An 18,185-nucleotide genomic window follows, 5' to 3' on the forward strand; every position below is an offset into this window, starting at 1 on the left:
AGCCATGGGCATGGAGCACGATGAACCGATGGACCGCGTTGCCCGCATCCAGGCGGACTGGCGCCGCGAGCGCCCCGACGTCGACACCACCCCGCAGGGAGTGATCGGACGACTGCACCGCCTGGCCGACCGGCTCACCGAGGAACTCGGTCTCGTCTACGGCCGGCACGGACTCGGTGAAGGCGAGTTCGACGTCCTGTGCGCCCTGCGCCGCGCGGGGGAGCCCTACGAGCGGGCACCCGGCGAGCTCGCCGCGCACACCATGGTCACCACCGGCGCGATGACGAAGAGAGTCGACCGCCTGGAACGAGCCGGACTCGTCACGCGCCGCCGCTCGGATGACGACCAACGCGGCCGGATCGTCGCCCTCACCACGCCCGGGCGCGAAGTGATCGACCGCGCGTTCACCGACCACATGCGCAACGAGCACCGCCTGCTCGGTCTGCTGACACCCGCCGAGGCCGCGTCACTGGAGACGCTGCTCACGACCTGGCTCTCCCGCATGGAGCAGCCACCAACCCCGGACGGCGAGTGACCGGCTTCCGGAGCGGGGACGGCCTCCCCTGTGCGAGTCCGCCCCCACCGCGACGAAACCCCTGATCCCGAAGAGTCCCCTCCCGGCGGGAGACGCATCACGGCACGTTGGCCGCTCCGGGATCGGTCGGCGGAGGCGGCACCGGTGCTGCCGGGGCGCCGCCGATGATCTGTCTCAGACTCGTCGCCGTCGTACCGATGTCATGGGAATCGCTCCTGCGGAGCACGAACATCTTCGTGAGCGCGATCAACACCGGCCCGACCAGGATCCCCATCGGGAGGTACTGCCCGGCCTGGCCGAACCAGGTGGCTCCGCCGATGCAGCTGAGACTCACCACCACGCCCGCGCCGACTCCCACCAGGTGCTGCTTGTGGGCGTTGCCCGTCCGCTCACGGCGCTCCTGGAGCTTCGCCAGGTCGAGCTCGTGCCGGCGTTCCGCCTCCTTCAGCTGCGCCAGGTTCAGCTCGTGCCGCCGCTGGTCGTCCTTGGCCTTTCGCTGGTGCTCGCGCTTGAGCTGGGGCTCCATGGCGTCGAGGACGGCGACCAGCTGGTCGAGGGGGACGTCGGCCCACTCGCGGGCGATCTTGTGCGCGCGTTCGAGCTCGGATGACCCGCCCGGTACGTCCTGCTCAGCCACGCCGCCTGCCCTCCGTCATGTCTCCCGTCTCCACCGGGGTCCATCTCTGACCGTCGTCCACACCGCCCGACCCGGGCCCGCCGTCCGTCCGGGAGGGCGCCGTGGTGGGGGGCGGTCCGATACGGAGGAACATCTCGGCGATCCCCCTGCTGACGGCCTCGGCCGCGTCGTCGATCTCCAGCGCCGTGTAGTGCCGCAACAGCGCCGCGACCCTGTCGACGCGCTCGGTCTCGAGGCTCTTCGGGATGTCGTGCGCCTCGGGGGTGAAGGGCGTGCCGGCGCCGTCGGCAGCCATCGGCCCCCGAAGCCGTGGCCTTTCGACGACGCTCCCCGCGGCCGGCGGATAGACCGTGGCATGTCTCAGAAGCTGCCTCGCGGCTGCCTCCACCACGTGGGGCAGGATCCGAGCGAAGGCCTCCAGGCTCGGCACACCCCCGGCCGCAGCCCGGCTGACAGCCCGACCTTGGCCCAGCTTGACGGGCATGGTCGTTTCCAGCATCCCGCTCAACTCGGCCTCACGCGCGCGGGACTGGCGATCGAGCCGGTTCCAGGGGACGATCACACTGCCCGAGGAGCGGTGTTCGGCATCGAACGCGGCGAGGCGTGCACGGCGCCGCTCGTCGTACAACGCCCAGCGGTCCACGAGGAGGATCTCGGGCCCGAGGGACGGCTGTTCGAGCTTCCGCGGCCCGGCGTCGTCGAAGGAGACGACACTCGTCTCGTAGTTCAGCGCGCGGCCCAGGTCCTGGGCCACATGCGCCAACGGGCGGACGGATTCGGGGTAATAGGGATTCCAGCTCAGAGGGCTGTCCCCGTAGTACTCGGGATCGCGGTCCCGTGGCAGGTCCTGCCGGGCGGGCGCGGCGACGGTGACCTGAAGGCGTCGGGCGGGCCCGCCGCCCGGGGGGCCGAAGGCACTGGGCGTCTGTCGGTCGTCCAGGGGGCGGCCGGGCTCGAGGCCCGCGGATTCCGCGACGGAGACGATGCGCTTGGCGATCTCGTACACCGTGCGCTCGTACTCCTCGGCGTACGCGCGCAGTCTGACCAGCCCGTACAGGCCGTCCGTGACGTACCGGTCGCCGAAAGCCCGGTGATCGAACTGCAGCCGCTCCACAGGGCCGGGCAGTTGCGAGGCCGGCACCGGAACCCAGACCGCGGGCACGATGGCCTCGACGGGCCGCCCGGACCTGGCCTGTTGGAAGGAGGCCCGCTGGGCGAACGCGTACCACTCCTTCCCACAGGCCTCGCTGGCGAAGTACCGCGGCGAGAGGAGCGGGACGAACACACGGCAGGTGGCGAGCGCTTCCGCGACGCGTTCGGCCCCTCCGTCCCCGGGGCGTACGGCGCGGTCCATGAACCCCACCGGGACCCCGGCCGGCGCGTCGGTCATGGCCATCACATGGCCGCACAGATCACGGAACAACCGCTCCACCCACATGTCCGGATCCGGCCCCCCGGCTCCGAGCCGGGGCGAATGCGCGTAGCTCAAGAAGAAGTACGGCCGCTGGTCCGCCGCCCGCTGCCACGGTGACGCCTGCATACGCCCCCCATCCTGTCCGAGCACTCGCCCCAGTCTCGAAGAGGGCGGGCGGAATTGCCATTCCGGTGTCGGACGTGCCGTATCCCGTCTTCTGTCGGTCGATCAGCACCCATCCTCGGTCATCGTCGACCACGGCACGGCCCGCTTCAGCGATTCGCCCACAGGATCCCCCTCGGTCCCCACCGAGCCCGAGGCCGGACGGCTGCACCGAGCGCCGTCCTCCGGGCCGTGGTACGCCGTTGCGCCGACGGGGCCGGTCTTCCCGGCCCCGTCATGTCAGTGAAGGGTGCCCGTGTAGGTCCAGCCGTCGGGGCCGGAAGGGTCACCGCCGTTGAAGAGGTACGTGTGGGTGGTGCCGTCGGCGGTGGAGTACAGGTAGTCGGCGTGGGTGTCGGCGTCGACGTCCACCAGCTGCACCTGATGGTGGTCGGTGGTGACGCCGGTCGCGGTGCGCCCCAGGTACAGCCAGCCGCCGTGTCGGTCCCCACCCCGGTTCAGGTAGGTGGTGACACCGCCGCTCGCCTCGACCGTCTGGTAGTCGGCCCGGCCGTCACCGTCGTAGTCCGCGAACCGCACGCGCGTGCGGTCCGCGGTCGTTCCCGTCGCGACCTGACCCAGCCCCACCCAGCCTCCCGCCCCGGCGGGATCCCCGCCGCGGTTCAGGTGGACGCTGACGGCTCCGCCGTCGGCAAGCGTGAGGTAGTCGGCACGCCCGTCGCCGTCCCAGTCGGCGAAGCGGACCCGCTCGTGGTCGGCCGTGGTGCCCCACGCCACCTGGCCGATGTGGCGCCAGCCGTTCGGCCCCGAGACGTCACCCCCCTGATTGACGTAGACGTGACCGCCCCGCCGGGCATGACGACGAGGTAGTCGGCCCGGCCGTCGCCGTCGAAGTCCGCGAAGCGCACGCGGCTGTGGTCGGTGGTCACGCCCGTGGCGACGCGCCCGATGTCCTGCCAGCCGTCGATCCGGTTCAGCCGCGCCCGCACCTCACCGCTGTCCGCGATCTGCAGCCGGTCGGTGCGGCCGTCGCCGTCGAAGTCCGCCCACCGTAGGCGTCCGGTACCACCCGCTTCCGTCCCCGCGCGGGGCGGAGGAGTGCGGGCGGCCCAGCCGTCGGTGACCACGTGCTCGATCGCCTCGCTGTAGACCGCTGCCATCTTCCGGTAGCCGGCGTCGCTGGGATGCAGCTTGTCGGGAAGTTCCGTGTCCACGTCCAGGCGCGGCGACGACACGTACACGAACCGCTCTCCGGCCGCGCGGCGGGAGAGCTGCTGCCGGGAAACGGCGGCGTTGAACTCGACGGTCTGCGCCTCCAGGCCCGGCGTGTCGGTCAGGAGGCCCTGGACGATGACCGTGACGCCCGGCTGGTTGCGGTAGATGTCGCTGACGAGCGCGTCGAGTTCGCCTGCGGCGGTGGCGGGGGCGGCGCCGTACCACTTGAGATCGTTGATACCCAGGTGGAGCAGCACCACGTCGGGGTCCGCGGCGGCCTGCCAGCCGCGTATCTCGTTGCGGACGGCACCGATGGTCCAGCCTCTGTGCCCTTCGTTGTCCGGGTCGCCGACCGCGCCGAAGGAACCGGATCCCACGAAGTCGGGGACGTAACGGGTCTGATGTGCCATCAGATCCCACAGTGGCCCGCGGTATCCCGCCCCGTCGGAGCTGCCCTCGCCGGCCGTGATCGAGTCGCCGAGCGGCATGATCCTCACCAAGGGCGGTGACGGCTGCACGGCTGCGGCGGAGGGAGTGGCCGTGAAGCCGGTCAGGGCGACTGCCGCGAGCATCGCCGCGACGGTGGATCGGTTGCGTCTCGTCATGGTCGTGTGGCCTTTCACAATGCGGTCCGAACGGGCGCCGCGCAGACGGCCTTCGAGTCACCCGACGGCTCGACGACCCTCGATGACCCTCGACGCGCCTCGACGCGCCTGGGCGCGCCTCGGCGCCCGAGACACCGTCGGCGTTGCGTGGCAGCGGAGACGAGCCCGCCCGCCCGGGTCCCCCGGAGACCGGTCCCTGCGGCGTGCGGAGCAGGTACCGAGCTCGTCGAAGCCTATCGTCGATCTTCGACGGGCCCGGGTGCCGGGGAGGTCCGGGCACGGGCCGGTGCTCCGCACGCCGAGGAGGACGGAGCCCGCGTTGCGCAGGCGCGCCCCTCGTGCCCTTCGGACCGGCGTCGGTTCCGGTCGGCCATGGCCGACCGGCCCCCGCGGCGCCGGAGCCGCCCGCCGCGTTCCGCCGTGTTTCGGCCCGTCCTGCATAGCCCGCCCGGAACCGGGTAGCAGCGGCTCTGCGAGAGGGGCCGTACCCGGCCCGGTAAGGATCCGGTGCCGCCCGCCGCCCCGGAGTGGAGAGTAGCCATGATCATTCTCGGCCTCATCCTGCTGGTGCTCGGCTTCGCGCTGGGTATCTCGATTCTCTGGACGATCGGCATCGTCCTGCTGGTCATCGGCGCCGTTCTGTGGATCATGGGGTCCATGGGCCACGCCGTTGGCAGCCGCAACCACTACTGGTGACCCGGGATCCGGCCCGGCGGTCATGGCTCACGCAGCGCCGGCTGGTGGCGGGGGCGGTCCCGAGGGCCGCCCCCGTACGGGCGCTCCTGCGCGCAGCAGGAGGCAGCCCCACGGCGCGGCCGTGGGGCGGGAGGCACCCCGCGCACGGCGTTCAGCGGGGGCGGATGGCGCCGAAGTCCCTCAGGCGCGGCCCTTGGCGGCGGCCAGGGCGTCCTTGACTTCCTGTGCCACGCGGGCCGCGTCCTCGGCGTTGTTCACCACGTCGGTGCGGTTCATGTCGATGACGAGGACCTCGCTGGCCGAGTAGTGCTTGTGCACCCAGTCGTCGTAGCCGGACCACAGCGTCCGGTAGTACTCCACGAGGGCCTCGTCCTGCTCGAAGTCACGGCCGCGCAGCCCGATGCGCTTGAGCACGGTCTCGAAGTCCGCCTGCAGGTAGACCATCAGGTCGGGTGCCTTGCGGTACGGCAGGCCGTCGATCTCGCGCATCATCTCGTTCAGCAGGCCCTCGTACACCTGCATCTCGAGGGAGCTGATGCGGCCGAGGTCGTGATTGACCTTGGCGAAGTACCAGTCCTCGTAGATCGACCGGTCGAGGACGTTGTCGCCCTGCTTGTAGGCTTCCTTGATCGAGGCGAACCGCGTCTGCAGGAAGTAGAGCTGGAGCAGGAACGGGTAGCGCTTGGCCTGGATCTCCTCGGGGCTCGCCGTGTAGAAGAGCGGCAGGATCGGGTTGTCGTCCACGCTCTCGTAGAAGACCTCGCTTCCCAGCTCCTTGGCGAGCAGCTCGGCCACGCTCGTCTTGCCGATGCCGATCATGCCTCCGACGCAGATCACTGCCATACCTCACTTCTCCCTGGGGCTTCCGTTCACGGGCGGGGGCTGGGCTCCCCACGCCACTGGGACGCGTGGCAGCGGTCGCTCGATTCCCCAGGATCGTGGTGATCGGAGTCACGTGGTCCCCCCGCCCGGGCCTGAGCTCCGGCGCGGGCCGCCGTGATCGGCCGTCATCGGCCGGCCTGACCGGCCTTGCGCAGGTGCCACTACAGGAACACGCCATCGCCCCCGCGGCCGCTATGAAGCATAGATGACGCCTCACCCCAGGTAGGCCGGGCGGCGGCCCCTCAGCACGGCGCTCCCCGCCGCCCCGGACAGCCATGGGTCCGGGGCGGTGCGGGCGGCTTCGGCGCTCCGGTCGCCCCGGCCTCGGGCGGGCCGCCTCGGCGCTCCGGTCGCCCCGGCCTCGGGCGGGCCGCCTCCGTGACCGGGCGCTCCGGTCGGCCCGATCGGCCCACCGGAGCGCCCGAGGTGCCCGCGCGTCGCCGGAGTGGTCGCCGGGGGCAGGGGTGCCCTCCGGCGTCCGGTCAGCGGGTGGCGAGGAACTGGAGCGTGTCGATCACGCGGTTCGAGAAGCCCCACTCGTTGTCGTACCAGGCGACCACCTTGACGTGGCGGCCGTCGACGCGGGTGAGGGCCGAGTCGAAGATGGAAGAGGCGGGATTGCCCGTGATGTCGGACGACACGAGCGGGTCGTCGGAGTACTCGAGGATGCCGGCGAGCGGTCCCTCCGCCGCGGCGCGGTACGCCGCCAGCACGTCGTCGCGCGTCACCTCGCGGGCGACGGTCGTGTTGAGCTCGACGATCGAGCCCACCGGAACCGGTACGCGGATCGAGTCGCCCGACAGCTTGCCGTCGAGGTTCGGCAGCACCAGGCCGATCGCCTTGGCGGCGCCGGTCGTGGTCGGCACGATGTTGACGCCGGCTGCCCGGGCGCGACGGGCGTCGCGGTGCGGACCGTCCTGCAGGTTCTGCTCCTGCGTGTACGCGTGCACCGTGGTCATGAACCCGTGCTCGATCCCGGCGAGTTGGTCGAGGACAGCGGCCAGCGGCGCGAGGGCGTTGGTGGTGCAGGAGGCGTTCGAGACGATCGTGTGCACCGCCGGCTCGTACGCGTCGTTGTTGACCCCGAACGCGAGCGTGACGTCGGCGCCGTCCGACGGCGCGCTGACGAGCACCTTCTTCGCGCCCGCGTCGAGGTGGGCGCGGGCGGCCTTGGCCGAGGTGAAGCGGCCGGTGGCCTCCAGGACGATGTCGACGCCGAGCTCGGCCCACGGCAGCTGCGCCGGCTCGCGCTCGGCGAGCACCGCGATCCGACGCCCGTCGACGACGAGGGCGTCTCCGTCGACGGTCACCGGGCGCCCGAGCCGACCGGCCGTGCTGTCGTAGGCGAGCAGGCGGGCGAGAGTGGCGGGCTCCGTCAGGTCGTTGACGGCGACGACCTCGAGGTCGCTGTCGCGTTCGAGCAGAGCACGCAGCACGTTGCGTCCGATGCGGCCGAATCCGTTGATGGCGATGCGAGTCATGAGCGATGTCCCTTTCCCTGTGATCACCAGCGTCGCCTTCGGCCGGTGCCGCTGACAGTGGCGGGATCGCCATGGTTCAAAAGGATCTCGCCACAGCTCCCGCCACCGCCGTCTCCACTGCTCCCGCCACCGCCGCCGCCACGGCCACGGCCACGGCCACTGCCACTGCCACTGCCACTGCCACTGCCACCACCCCCCACCCCCACCCCCGCGCCCGCCACCGGTGCCGGTGCCGGACGCGGGTCACTCGCCCCGGGTGAAGGTGCGCCGGTACTCGCTCGGTGTGGTGCCGAGGATGTGCTGGAAGTGCTGGCGCAGGTTGGCGCCGGTGCCCAGACCGACGTCCGCGGCGATCTGTTCGACGCTGCGCTCGGAGCGTTCGAGCAGCTCGCGCGCCAGATCGATGCGGGCGCGCATCACCCACTGCATCGGCGTGTAGCCGGTCTCCTCGACGAAGCGCCGGGAGAACGTGCGCGGCGAGACCCCGGCCTGCCGCGCCAGGGTGTCGAGGGAGAGGTGCTCGCCGAGCCGGTGCAGCGCCCACTCCCGGGTGGTGGCGAACCGCTCGCCGAGCGGCTCGGGGACGCTGCGTGGCACGTACTGGGCCTGACCGCCGCTGCGGTAGGGGGCGGCGACCAGGCGCCGGGCCGCGTGGTTGGAGGCGGCCACGCCGAGATCGCCGCGCACGATGTGCAGGCACAGGTCGATGCCGGAGGCGGCACCCGCCGAGGTGAGGACGCTGCCCTCGTCGACGAACAGCACGTTCTCGTCGACCCGGACGAGCGGATGCCGGGCCATGAGCGCCCGCGTGTAGTGCCAGTGCGTCGTGGCGCGCCTGCCGTCGAGCAGACCCGTGGCCGCGAGCGCGAAGGCACCCGTGGAGATGGCCGCGAGCCGAGCACCCCGGTCGTGGGCGGCGACCAGCGCGTCGACGACGGCCTGCGGCGGGTCGTCGCGGTCCGGGAACCGGTAGCCGGGGACGAAGACGATGTCGGCCCACGCGAGCGCTTCGAGGCCGTGCGCGACGTAGTACGCGAGGCCGTCGCCACCGGTCACGGGACCGGGTGTCGCCCCGCACACCCGCACCTCGTACGGCATGCTCGCGCGGGTCGTGAAGACCTGCGCCGGAATGCCGACGTCGAGTGGCTTCGCGCCGTCGAGCACGAGGACGGCGACGCGATGCAGGCGGGAGGGTGGCGGCACAGGAAGAGATTACGTGGGATGCCGCGAGCGGGCGTGCCCCTGCCAGGGAAGCCGCTCAGATCGCTCACCGGCCTCGTCGGCCCTCCGCGGTCCTCCGCGCGGGCCGATGGCGGCTGTCTTCTCACCGCGTCTCAGCGGCCCGGGCCTCCCCCGCCCCGCTCGTCGGGTGTGGTCCATGAGTCGCGGTCCGCCCTGGCGTCGGCACGGTCCGCACCGGTGGGATCGGCGACCGGCCTGCGTCGGCGCGCGACGCGACGACTGCCCCACCAGAACGCACCGAGGAGGACGAGAACGACCACGATGCCGACGGCGACGGCGAAGAGCACGCCGTTGGATCCGGCCGACGCGAGGACCGGCACAGCTGCGGCAGCAGTCATGATCACCTCTCCAGGGGTCCCTCACCCGGCAGCCGGGCGCTGCGGGTGTACCCCGCGGCTGTCCCCTCCCGGCCCGCGCAAACCCCCCTCGTCACGACGAGCCGCCGCCCCGGCGGCCGGACCCGGCGGGAGGGCCGCCGGGAGGGCCCGACCCGGCGGGACGGCCGGTGCCACGGCGGTTCCCGACAGGAGAACGGGAGATCATGGTCGCGGACCGAACGAGAGACACAGGGGTGGGGAATCATGGTCGCGTTCCACGCATCCGCGCTGGACGGAGTCGCCCGCAATCCGGCGCTGCCGACGCCACTGCTGCTGCGCCTGCTGGCCCACGACGCCGGCGACGGCCCGCCCCGCCAGGCCTTCCAGCGGGCCGGACTTCCCGAACCGGCCGTCGCGGTGATCCTGGCCCACCCCGACCCGCGCACCCGGATCGAATTCGCGATGAGCAAAGGGGCGGACCCCGCACAGCGGGCCCGGCTCGCGGACGACCCCTCCCCCAGGGTGCGGGCCGCCCTCGCGTACGGACCCGAGTGGGGCGATCCGCGTACACCCGTCATGCCGCTGCCGGACGCCGTGTGTGCCCGCCTGATCGACGACCCCGACCCGTCCGTCCGGGAGGCCCTGCTGGATTCGCCCCACCTCGTGCCGTCGTTCGTGGCCTCGCTGGCGACGCACCGCGATCCGGCGGCGCGCCGGGCAGCGGTCCGTGCGTGGGACATCCTGCCGACGGGCGAGCGGTCGGCGCTGGTGGCCGACGCCGATCCCGAGGTGCGGCGGGCCGCTGCGCTGTGGGCGTGCCGAGAGGACGCGCACGTCACCGCCGGGCTCCTCCGCGATCCGCGGTCCGCCGCCGAGGCCCTGCGCCGCGGGCTCCTGCTCCGCGCGGACGCCGAACGGTGCGTGACCGAAGGGACGCACCTGGTCTCGCTCGCCGAGAACCCGTCGCTGCCCGCCGACCTCGTGGAGCGGCTCGCCGCCGACCCCGACGAGTCCGTACGGCTCGCGGTCTCCCTCAGGCCCGAGCTGAGCGAGGAGCGGCGCATGGCGATCGACTTCACCGTGGGGGCGTTCGCCAGGGGAGGAGACGTGGCGTGGGTTCGGGACGGGCTCTGCGACCCCGAGGTGCTGCGTCGGGCCGCGGCCTCCGCCCATCCGCTGCTCCGACGCGCCGCCGCGCAGAGCCCCCACCTGCCGCCCGACGCTCTGCGCCTGCTCGCCCGCACCGAGGACCCCGTGGTGGAGGCCCTCTTGGGCGTGCACCACCCCGATGCTCCGGAGGAGGTCCTGATGCGCGTGTACGCGCGGCTCGGCGGGACGTTCTCCGCCTGGATGGCGGAGACTCACCCCCGTTTCCCCCGCGAGGGTCTCGCCGCGCGCTACGCCGACCACCCCGACGGGAACTACCGTCGGCTGGCCGTCCGGGACCCGGCCGCCACCCCCGCGCTGATCGAGCGACTCAGCCATGACCGCACGGTCTGGACGCGCCAGGCGGCGGCCGGTGACCGTCGCCTCCCGCTCCCCCGGCTCCGCGAAGTGCTCCACGTCCCCGAACTGGCCTCCAGCGCGGGTGCCAACCCCGCGCTCCCCGCGGAGGAGATGGCCGCCGTCATGGACCGCGCCGGCGTGTCCGCCTGACCACGGAGCCCACCCCCGCTCGGCGTCGCTCCGGCGGCCTCCGCCGCGGCGCCGCGGGCATGATCCAGCGGATCGCCGCGACGACCGCGTGTCCGCCGGGGCGGGCGAACGGCAGCAGCAGGCGCGTGGCGTACGGCAGGTCGAGGCGGGCCCGTACCCATGCGGGAAGGAGCTCGACCGCCGCGGCGGCCAGGAACGCGTACGGGATCCGCGCGGGCCACGGCAGCGGCGGGCGGGACAGCAGGTAGCGCGCCGCCGCGCGCGACTGGGCGGTGGGGCGCAGCTCCGGTCGGTAGTCCGCGAGCCGCGCCGCCAGGCCCGCGGTGCCCTGCGGCGGGTCCGCCACGCCGAGCCGGCGCGCGACCCGCGCCATGTCGGCGACGTAGCCGTCCGCCGCCCGCGGATCCAGCGGGCGCCTTCCGTAGCGCTGATGGGCCCTCAGGAAGCAGGCGGTTTCTGCCGCGTGCACCCAGGCGAGCAGGTGCGGATCGGAGGCCCGGTACGGCACGCCGTCCGGCGTCCGCCCCCGCACCGAGTCGTGTACCCGGCGCACCCGACGCACCGCGCGCTCGGCATCCTGCGCCGTACCGAACGTCGTGACCGCCAGGAAGGTGCTGGTGCGTTGGAGCCGCCCCCAGGGATCGCTCTCGAACCCGGAGTGCGCGGTGACCGCCGCCATCGCGACGGGGTGCAGCGACTGCAGGAGCAGCGCGGCGAGCCCGCCGACGTACATCGACGCGTCCGCGTGCACGACCCGCACCGGCCGGTCCGGGCCGAACCAGCGTGGACCCGGCGTCTCGTGGATGCGGGCCCGTTTCTCGCGCGCGGTCGGGCCGGCGACCCGGTGCAGCAACGCCTCACCGGCCCGCTCCCGCAGCTCACCGATGCACGGTGGGTTCCAGAGCACCCTTCCAGTGTGCGACACGGCTCCGCGGGGGGGGCGTCGCCCTCCGACGTGGTCGCCGGAGGCCCTGCGGGGCGGGCGGCCGGACCGGCGCCCGATGCTCCTCGGCCGTCAGCCGAACCAGACCACGAGGCGGACGTTCTCGTCCCCGTGCACCGCGGCGAGCTCGCGCATCATCGCCCACACCGGCCCCCAGCGGTCGCCGTCCGGTGGGGCGAACATGCGGGGGGTGACGACCACGGGGCGGTAGACCGCGCCGTCCAGGTGCACTTCCCCGCCCTCCGGCCACTCCGGGGGCATCAGGTCCTCACCGAAGATCTCCTCCGATGCGTCGAGGACCTCGATCGGCGTCCAGCGCACGCCGTCCAGGACGAGTTCGCCGTCCGGGCCGGGCCGCCACTCGCCGATGTGCGTCCAGGCGGGCCCGTCGGCGAGGGGGGCGTCCCAGTCGACCGCCGCGACCTCGGCCCAGGTGGCGTACGAGTGGCTGTGGTTCACCTCGTCGTCCGGAACGTCGTCCGAAACGTCGTCCGGCTTGCCCCGGTGGTCGAACAGCGCCCGGTCGTGTTCCAGGCCGAGGCCCCCGCCGTAGCCGAAGAGACACTCCCGGGCGTAGCGGTCGCGCACGAGCGCGCAGTCCGGCAGCCAGTCCCCGGTCCGCCAGCGGCCGTCGGCCTCGCGTACCTCGATCAGACCCTCGATGTCAGCCCCCATGGGTGGCGATCCTAGGTTCCCGCCCCGTCCAGGAGCACGGCGGCCTGCAGGCAGCGACCGGTCCGTGCGCCCCGTCACCGCCCCTGTCGCCGCCGCGAGCTCGTGGGCGACAGGACTGCCGTGTCGCCGCGGGGGTAGGCGCGGGGCATGAGTACGCCTCCGAACGACCCGGTCCCGCCCAGTCCCACGCCGTCGCCGGGGCCCGGCCCCGGGCCCACGCCGGGTCCGCTGCCCGGGCCGGCGCCCGGGCCCGGTGGGCCCGACCCGGTTCCGCCGGCGCCGCCGCAGCCCGAACCGGATCCGCCCTCGCCCGGGCCGCGTCCGGAACCGTTCCCGCAACCCGGGCCGCTTCCCGCTCCGGGGCCCGGCCCGGAACCGGTGACCTGACGTTCACCGGCCGGCGGGCAGGAGACCCGCACGGCCTGGCACGCAGTCCGTCGGGGCGGGGCCGCAGGGTGCGATCGCCCGCCCTCCGGGCCCGTCGGGGCCGGGCATCGCGGGGCCTTCTCCGGGCCGTCCGGAGGGTGAACAGGCCGCTGTAGGGTGTCCGCCATGCCCTGCGTACTCGTGGTCGAAGACGACCCCAGCATCCGTGCCTCGCTGATGGAGATCCTCGCGGAGCACGGTCACACGGTGCGCAGCACGGGCGACGGTTTCGGTGCGCTGCGGGAGGTCACGCAGGGGGCGTTGGACGCGGTGGTGCTCGACCTCGGCCTGCCCGACCTCGACGGCGGCGACGCCCTGCGGATGATCCGCGGCATCTCGAACGTGCCCGTGGTGGTGGCGACCGCCCGCGACGACGAGGGCGAGATCGTCAAGCTGCTGAACGCGGGAGCGGACGACTACCTGGTCAAGCCGTTCTCCGGGGCCCAGCTCATGGCCCGGCTCTCCGCGGTCCTGCGGCGCAGCGCGGCCCCGGCTCCGGTCGCCGGGCACGCCCCGGCCGTCGCCCCGTCGAGTCCGGTGACGGTCGGCGAGCTGACCGTGGATCCGCTGGCGCGTGCGGCGTACCTGGCGGGTCATGAACTGGTCCTCACCCGTCGGGAGTTCGACCTGCTGGCCTTCCTCGCCCGGCACGCCGGCACGGTCGTCTCCCGGCGCCGCCTGCTCGCGGAGGTCTGGCGGGAGGCGTACATCGAGGACCAGACGATCGACGTGCACGTGTCCGCGTTGCGGCGCAAGCTCGGCGAGAGGGCCTCGGCACCGCGCTATCTGCGCACCGTGCGCGGTGTCGGCATCAAGCTGGTGGCGCCGCACTGAGGGCCGGCTCAGGCGGGGGTGCCGAAGTCCTGGGTCCACCACGGGCCGCCGTCGGTGCTGACGCCGACGCCGATCTCGGTGAAGCCGCAGTTGAGGATGTTCGCCCGGTGGCCGGGGCTGTTCATCCAGGCGTCCATGACGGCCGCCGCGTCGCTCTGCCCCTTGGCTATGTTCTCGCCGGACCGTGACCACGTGTACCCGGCCGCTTCGATGCGGTCCTGCGGCTGGGAGCCGTCCGTGCCGGTGTGGGAGAAGTTCCCGGTGGCAGCCATGTCGTCCGTGTAGTCCTGGGCCGCCCTGGTGAGGTCCGCGTCGACCGTCAGGGGCTTGCAGCCCGCTGCGGCGCGCTCGATGTTCGCCAGGCGTACGACCTCCTGGGCCTCGCTGCTGCCCGTGGGGCGCGAGCCGCTGTCGGCCTTGGTGGCCGAGGGCTTCTTGGCGGCGGTCCTGGTCGGTGCGGAGGCCGGCTTGTCGGCGGTGCGGGGCGCGGAGGGCTTCGCCGCCTCGGTGGCCGAGGGGGACACCGGGGCGGAGGCTGCGGGGGAGGCGGTCGTCAGGGTGTACGGGGCGGAGGACGCGGGCGCCGAGGACGGCCCCGACGTCGGGGTGGGGATCACCCCGGGTGTTCCGTCTCCGAGGGCGACCTGGTCGGCCTTGTCGCCTGCGGCGCCGGTCAGTTCGGCACCGGCCATGCAGGCGGCCGCGACGGCCAGGGCGCCGATGCCCGCCACGGCTGCGGTGACGCGCGGAGGGCGTGGGGCACGGTGTCCACGGCGTCCGTGGGCGGCACGGGGGCTCATCTCGGGGTCCTCCAGGGGGTGCGGGCAGGTCGGGGGCGGGGTGCCCGGGGCCTGCGGGTGCGCGACGGTGGGAGCTCGGCGGTGCGTGTGCGGCGGAGAGGTCCGCGGCTTGCCGTGACCGGATCGTAGGCGGGCCGGAGCTGCGAGAACGCCGTCTGAGGGAGGCGCTCAGGAGGACATAAGCATCTGCTCAGGTTCGGCGCCGACCGGCGGGTCGGGTGTGGCGGGCGGTCCGGCGGGGGTGGTCCCGGTGTGCCCGTCCGCCCCGTGGCTCCCGCGGGTCGTGGTGCGGCACGCGGACGCGCGGCAGGGCCCACGGCCGTGGGACCGCGGGCCCTGCCTCGTGCTCTGCCGGTGGTGCGGTCGCCGGTCAGCCGGTGGTCGACGGCATGACGTGGCCGAGCAGGCCCTCCCGGACGTAAGGGCCCTCGCAGTCGGCCCTGTTGGTGACGAAGTGGTCGAACACGGATGGGATGTGGCAGCGGTACACGGGCACCGAGCCCGGGACCGCCCGCGCGTACACGTATCCGATCGGTCCGAGGCTCGGCAGGCCCTCGCAGCCCGGGTCCGGGGTGAGCAGCGAGTGGCGTGCGGCCTGGCACTCGTAGAGGCGTACCGTGTCGGGCGCCGGGTCGCGCAGCACCTTCCAGACCGCCTCGTGCGTGAATCCGCCGGGCAGGGCGCGCGGCGAGGCGAGGTGGCCGTGGTACGAGCGGTAGCCACGGACCAGCGGTACGTAGGGGGTGCGGTGGGCGGCGGTCCGCCCCCAGGTGCGGAGGTAGCCCTCGGCGCCCTGCATGAGTTCGTCCACGACGTCCTGGCCTCCGGAGACGCGGATGTCCTCGATCCAGTCCGGTACGAGTCCGTAGTGCGTGCCGCCGCCGTCGGTGTTGACGTCCCAGACCCGGTTGCCGGTGACCTGCCGGTCGAGGAGCGAGCCGCCGTCGGGGCTGCGGAAGGGGTACGTCACGGGGGTGGTGTGCGCGCCCCGTGGGCCGGGGAGCCAGGCGAAGCCGTTCATGTCGGTGCCGATGCCGAAGCCCGCGCCGTACTTCGTGCGCAGGTCGGCGTGTCTGCGCGTCTCGGCGATGAACGCCGGCGCCTCGTACATGTGGCCGGTGATGAAGCCGCCCAGACGGTAGACCCGCTCGGTCCAGCCGTCGTCCATCCAGCCGTGGGTGGACAGGACGCCGGGGTAGCCCTCGGCTTCGAGGATCCGCAGTGCCCGGTCGGCCGCCTTGACGCTCATGTGGTCGACTTCGAGCATCATGTTGCGCTTCGTCATGCCGAGCACCGCGTACTCGCCGAGCGCGGTCAGGCCGCGGCGGTTGCACTGTGCCTGGAGGGCGTTCCCGTAGTCGGGCAGTGCGGTGCCCTCCGGCAGGGACGCGCGGATCCTGGCTGCCGCCTCCGCCTCGGGAGGTGAGGAGCCCGACTCCCCCTCGCGCGCCGCGTCGTCCGCGAGCGCTTCGGGGGCGAGCGTCCCGAAGCCGATGGGGTTGTCGTGCTGGGGCCCTGCGCACGGCTCGGTGCTCCAGAAGGTGCCGGTCGACAGGAACTGACCGGCGTTGACGGCCATGCCCTGCGTGCCCGAGTCGAAGCGGACCCCGCACAGTGCGTTGTCGAACTTGTGACAGAGGAACATGCTGCGGACGCCCAGCCGGTGCAGCTCGTCCAGCCCGCGGTCGATGTCCTGCATGCTGCACCGCGGCGCGTCCAGGACCTGCTTGCAGCCGAACGGCTCCGAGGTCTCGACGCCGAGGACGACCGCGAGCTTGCCCGCCTCGATGACCTCGCGCGCCTGCGCGGGTTCGGTGACGACCCGGAACCACCCCTTGCCGGTACCGCCGTACATGCGGTCGACGTGGTCCTGCAGCTCGTACGTCTTCTGGATCTGGAGCCTGATGGCGGTCATCTCGTCGCAACCGCGGTCCTTGAAGAAGTACAGCGAGCAGATGACGCCGTTGGTGACCATGTCGTTCACCAGGACCCGCTGGCCGCCCCTCCAGGCCCGTTCGACCCATGCGTAGTAGGTCTGCTGGTGCGTGGCGGAGTCGTGGGCCGGCCAGTCGCGGAAGTCCGGCCAGCCGTTCGGGTCGTGCCGGCCGTCGCCGCCCTTGGTGATCATGTCGAAGAGGGCGAGGACGCCGTTCGGGTAGTGCTCGGGGCAGTCCTTGAGGGCGTCGGCCACGCCCGCGGGCGAGAAGGTCTTCCCGCAGACCAGCCGTCCGCCGAAGGCCTCGTTGGACATCAGGTGTACGTGTCCGTCGACGTAGCCGCGTACGCGGCCCTGTGCGTCGGTCCCGGTGAAGGGCTCCCCCGTGACGTTCACCTGGGAATCCGGTGCCGGGCGGGCCGTGGGTTCCCACCAGGCCGGACCCGCCGAGGCTCCGGCGACCCCGGAGCCGAGCAACAGCCCCAGGAGCGCGACGATCGCGCCCGACAGCAGCAGGCGGCTTCTTCCGAGGGTTCTTCGACGTCTCATCCGCACGCCTTTCGTGAGGGACATGGCAACGCGGAAATGTGGTGAGGTGCGCCCGAGAAGTCAACGGAGGCGTCCGGCGCCCGAGTCGAGGGCTGGTGCGTTCACGCCAGAAGATCCCGTGCCGTGATCCCCTGCTGCCACGGGACGGATGTGGGCGAAGGTTCAGACCTGAAGCCCCTCGGGGCGCGGCCCCGAAACGACCGTCCACCGCGCCCCTCGGGGGCCGGGCGAGCCAAGGAACCGCAGGTCGGAGGCGTCTGACGGGGTGCCGCGCCCGCGGGCGCCGCCGGAGCGCGGTCCCGTCTCCCGCCCAGCCCGGACGGCTCCGGTGCGGGCGGGTGCCACCCGGTCCCGGAGGACGCTGACTGAACGGCCAGTCGGGCCGGGCTCGACATGACCGGTTCCCGCGCCTCGGACAACGCTGTCGAGCGGGTGCCACCGGCGCGCCCCGCGCTCCGCCGGGCGGGCCCGCCGCGTGTCCGACTCCGCCGGGCCCGCTCCGCGAGCGGGGCCCGGGCGGGCGGTGCTGCGGGCGTCGGCCACACTGATGCGGTGCCACGCCTCACGCGCTACCTCCTCATATGGCTGTCGTGCACCGCGGCCAGCGTCACCGCGGTCATGCTCACGGTGTACTTCGTCATCGGCCTGACGCGGCCGACCCCGCCCGCCGCGCGGTCGGTCCAGGCCGTGTATCCGTCGCCGTCCGGCATCGTGGGCGTGCCGGCCTCGTCCGCCGCCGCAACGCCCAAGGCCCCGTCGACCGCCCCGACCGGCCCGTCCGCACCGGCGCCCACCAGCTCGCGCACGCCCTCGCCGTCGTCCACACGGGCGCCCGTCACCTCCTCGCCCCGGCCATCGTCGCCGAAGTGCAGCGGAGGGCCCGGTCTGCACACCGTCCCCTCCGAAGGCGGCAAGGTCACCGTCCAGTACGGCCGCGACAGCGTGTGCTTCGTCTCCGCCGTCCCCGACCCGGGGTTCCGCACGAGCACCCGGCAGACCGACCCCGGCACGCTCGTGGTCGTGTTCACCAGCGACGACCACCGCTCGGAGATCACGGCGACCGTCGTGCCGACCGCGCAGGCCAGCGTGCGCGAAACCCGGCTGTGAGGCCTCCGCAGATGCCGTGGCCACCCGGAACGGCCCCGGCCGCGGCCCCGTCCACGGCCCCGCCGTCGCGAACCTGAGCAGTTCCTTAAGCCTCCCTGATGAGCAGCATCAG

At 73.2% G+C, this 18,185-nt stretch carries 17 protein-coding genes; 5 read left to right on the forward strand and 12 right to left on the reverse strand.

Features of this window, described 5'->3' with window-relative positions; translation table 11 throughout:
- Positions 1–28: 28 nt before the first annotated feature.
- A complete protein-coding gene (locus AB0M16_RS10235) occupies positions 29–535 on the forward strand; it encodes a MarR family transcriptional regulator (protein ID WP_365340898.1) in 507 nt (168 codons plus the stop codon).
- Between the two features lie 97 nt (positions 536–632).
- Here AB0M16_RS10235 and AB0M16_RS10240 read toward each other — a convergent pair whose 3' ends face one another.
- The 4 genes from AB0M16_RS10240 to AB0M16_RS10255 all read right to left on the reverse strand — a co-directional run bounded on the left by AB0M16_RS10240 (position 633) and on the right by AB0M16_RS10255 (position 4,529).
- Entirely contained in the window at positions 633–1,172 is a 540-nt protein-coding gene (locus AB0M16_RS10240; protein WP_365340900.1) for a hypothetical protein, read from the reverse strand.
- Positions 1,165–2,712, reverse strand: coding sequence for a TIR-like protein FxsC (locus tag AB0M16_RS10245; protein WP_365340902.1), 1,548 nt, complete (start codon positions 2,710–2,712; stop codon positions 1,165–1,167). The genes AB0M16_RS10240 and AB0M16_RS10245 overlap by 8 nt, the downstream gene beginning before the upstream one ends.
- 276 nt (positions 2,713–2,988) lie before the next feature.
- The gene (locus tag AB0M16_RS10250) at positions 2,989–3,486 is read right to left on the reverse strand and encodes a VCBS repeat-containing protein (RefSeq protein ID WP_365340904.1); all 498 of its coding nucleotides are present in this window, start codon (positions 3,484–3,486) and stop codon (positions 2,989–2,991) included.
- Positions 3,372–4,529: a GDSL-type esterase/lipase family protein gene (locus tag AB0M16_RS10255; RefSeq protein ID WP_365340906.1), complete on the reverse strand. Its 1,158-nt coding sequence runs from the start codon at positions 4,527–4,529 to the stop codon at positions 3,372–3,374. Before AB0M16_RS10255 ends, AB0M16_RS10250 begins: the two co-directional genes overlap by 115 nt.
- A gap of 540 nt (positions 4,530–5,069) precedes the next feature.
- Here AB0M16_RS10255 and AB0M16_RS10260 point away from each other — a divergent pair.
- Entirely contained in the window at positions 5,070–5,225 is a 156-nt protein-coding gene (locus AB0M16_RS10260; protein ID WP_365340908.1) for a DUF6131 family protein, read from the forward strand.
- Positions 5,226–5,405: 180 nt separating this feature from the next.
- Here the strand turns inward: AB0M16_RS10260 and AB0M16_RS10265 are convergent, their stop codons facing one another.
- The 4 genes from AB0M16_RS10265 to AB0M16_RS10280 all read right to left on the reverse strand — a co-directional run bounded on the left by AB0M16_RS10265 (position 5,406) and on the right by AB0M16_RS10280 (position 9,168).
- Complete coding sequence (locus tag AB0M16_RS10265; RefSeq protein WP_365340910.1) at positions 5,406–6,068, reverse strand: deoxynucleoside kinase; 663 nt, start codon at positions 6,066–6,068, stop codon at positions 5,406–5,408.
- Between the two features lie 521 nt (positions 6,069–6,589).
- Entirely contained in the window at positions 6,590–7,588 is a 999-nt protein-coding gene (gap, locus tag AB0M16_RS10270) for a type I glyceraldehyde-3-phosphate dehydrogenase (protein ID WP_365340912.1), read from the reverse strand.
- A gap of 243 nt (positions 7,589–7,831) precedes the next feature.
- Positions 7,832–8,791, reverse strand: a complete 960-nt coding sequence (locus AB0M16_RS10275; protein ID WP_365340914.1) for a helix-turn-helix domain-containing protein — start codon at positions 8,789–8,791, stop codon at positions 7,832–7,834.
- Between the two features lie 131 nt (positions 8,792–8,922).
- Positions 8,923–9,168 carry a DUF6479 family protein gene (locus tag AB0M16_RS10280; protein ID WP_365340916.1) on the reverse strand — a complete coding sequence of 82 codons (246 nt, stop codon included), beginning with the start codon at positions 9,166–9,168 and terminating at the stop codon, positions 8,923–8,925.
- A 243-nt stretch (positions 9,169–9,411) separates the two neighbouring features.
- On the opposite strand from AB0M16_RS10280, the gene AB0M16_RS10285 reads away from it, so the two are divergent.
- A complete protein-coding gene (locus AB0M16_RS10285; RefSeq protein WP_365340918.1) occupies positions 9,412–10,803 on the forward strand; it encodes a Mucin-2 in 1,392 nt (463 codons plus the stop codon).
- On the opposite strand, the gene AB0M16_RS10290 is transcribed toward AB0M16_RS10285, so the two are convergent.
- Entirely contained in the window at positions 10,775–11,710 is a 936-nt protein-coding gene (locus tag AB0M16_RS10290) for an oxygenase MpaB family protein (RefSeq protein WP_365340920.1), read from the reverse strand. The two genes, AB0M16_RS10285 and AB0M16_RS10290, sit on opposite strands and share 29 nt — an antisense overlap.
- A gap of 108 nt (positions 11,711–11,818) precedes the next feature.
- On the reverse strand, positions 11,819–12,421 hold the full coding sequence (locus AB0M16_RS10295; protein WP_365340922.1) for a hypothetical protein: 603 nt from the start codon (positions 12,419–12,421) through the stop codon (positions 11,819–11,821).
- A gap of 552 nt (positions 12,422–12,973) precedes the next feature.
- On the opposite strand from AB0M16_RS10295, the gene AB0M16_RS10300 reads away from it, so the two are divergent.
- Positions 12,974–13,681, forward strand: coding sequence for a response regulator transcription factor (locus tag AB0M16_RS10300; RefSeq protein WP_365340924.1), 708 nt, complete (start codon positions 12,974–12,976; stop codon positions 13,679–13,681).
- An 8-nt stretch (positions 13,682–13,689) separates the two neighbouring features.
- Here AB0M16_RS10300 and AB0M16_RS10305 read toward each other — a convergent pair whose 3' ends face one another.
- Together AB0M16_RS10305 and AB0M16_RS10310 are read right to left on the reverse strand one after the other, a co-directional pair.
- Positions 13,690–14,481, reverse strand: coding sequence for a CAP domain-containing protein (locus AB0M16_RS10305; RefSeq protein ID WP_365340926.1), 792 nt, complete (start codon positions 14,479–14,481; stop codon positions 13,690–13,692).
- Between the two features lie 370 nt (positions 14,482–14,851).
- Entirely contained in the window at positions 14,852–16,966 is a 2,115-nt protein-coding gene (locus AB0M16_RS10310) for a hypothetical protein (RefSeq protein WP_365340928.1), read from the reverse strand.
- 552 nt (positions 16,967–17,518) lie between these two features.
- Here AB0M16_RS10310 and AB0M16_RS10315 point away from each other — a divergent pair.
- Positions 17,519–18,073 (forward strand): hypothetical protein, encoded by a 555-nt coding sequence (locus tag AB0M16_RS10315; RefSeq protein WP_365340930.1) that lies wholly within the window; start codon positions 17,519–17,521, stop codon positions 18,071–18,073.
- Positions 18,074–18,185 lie beyond the last annotated feature (112 nt).

The organism is Streptomyces sp. NPDC051921 (assembly GCF_040680975.1).
Taxonomy (GTDB): Bacteria; Actinomycetota; Actinomycetes; order Streptomycetales; family Streptomycetaceae; genus Streptomyces.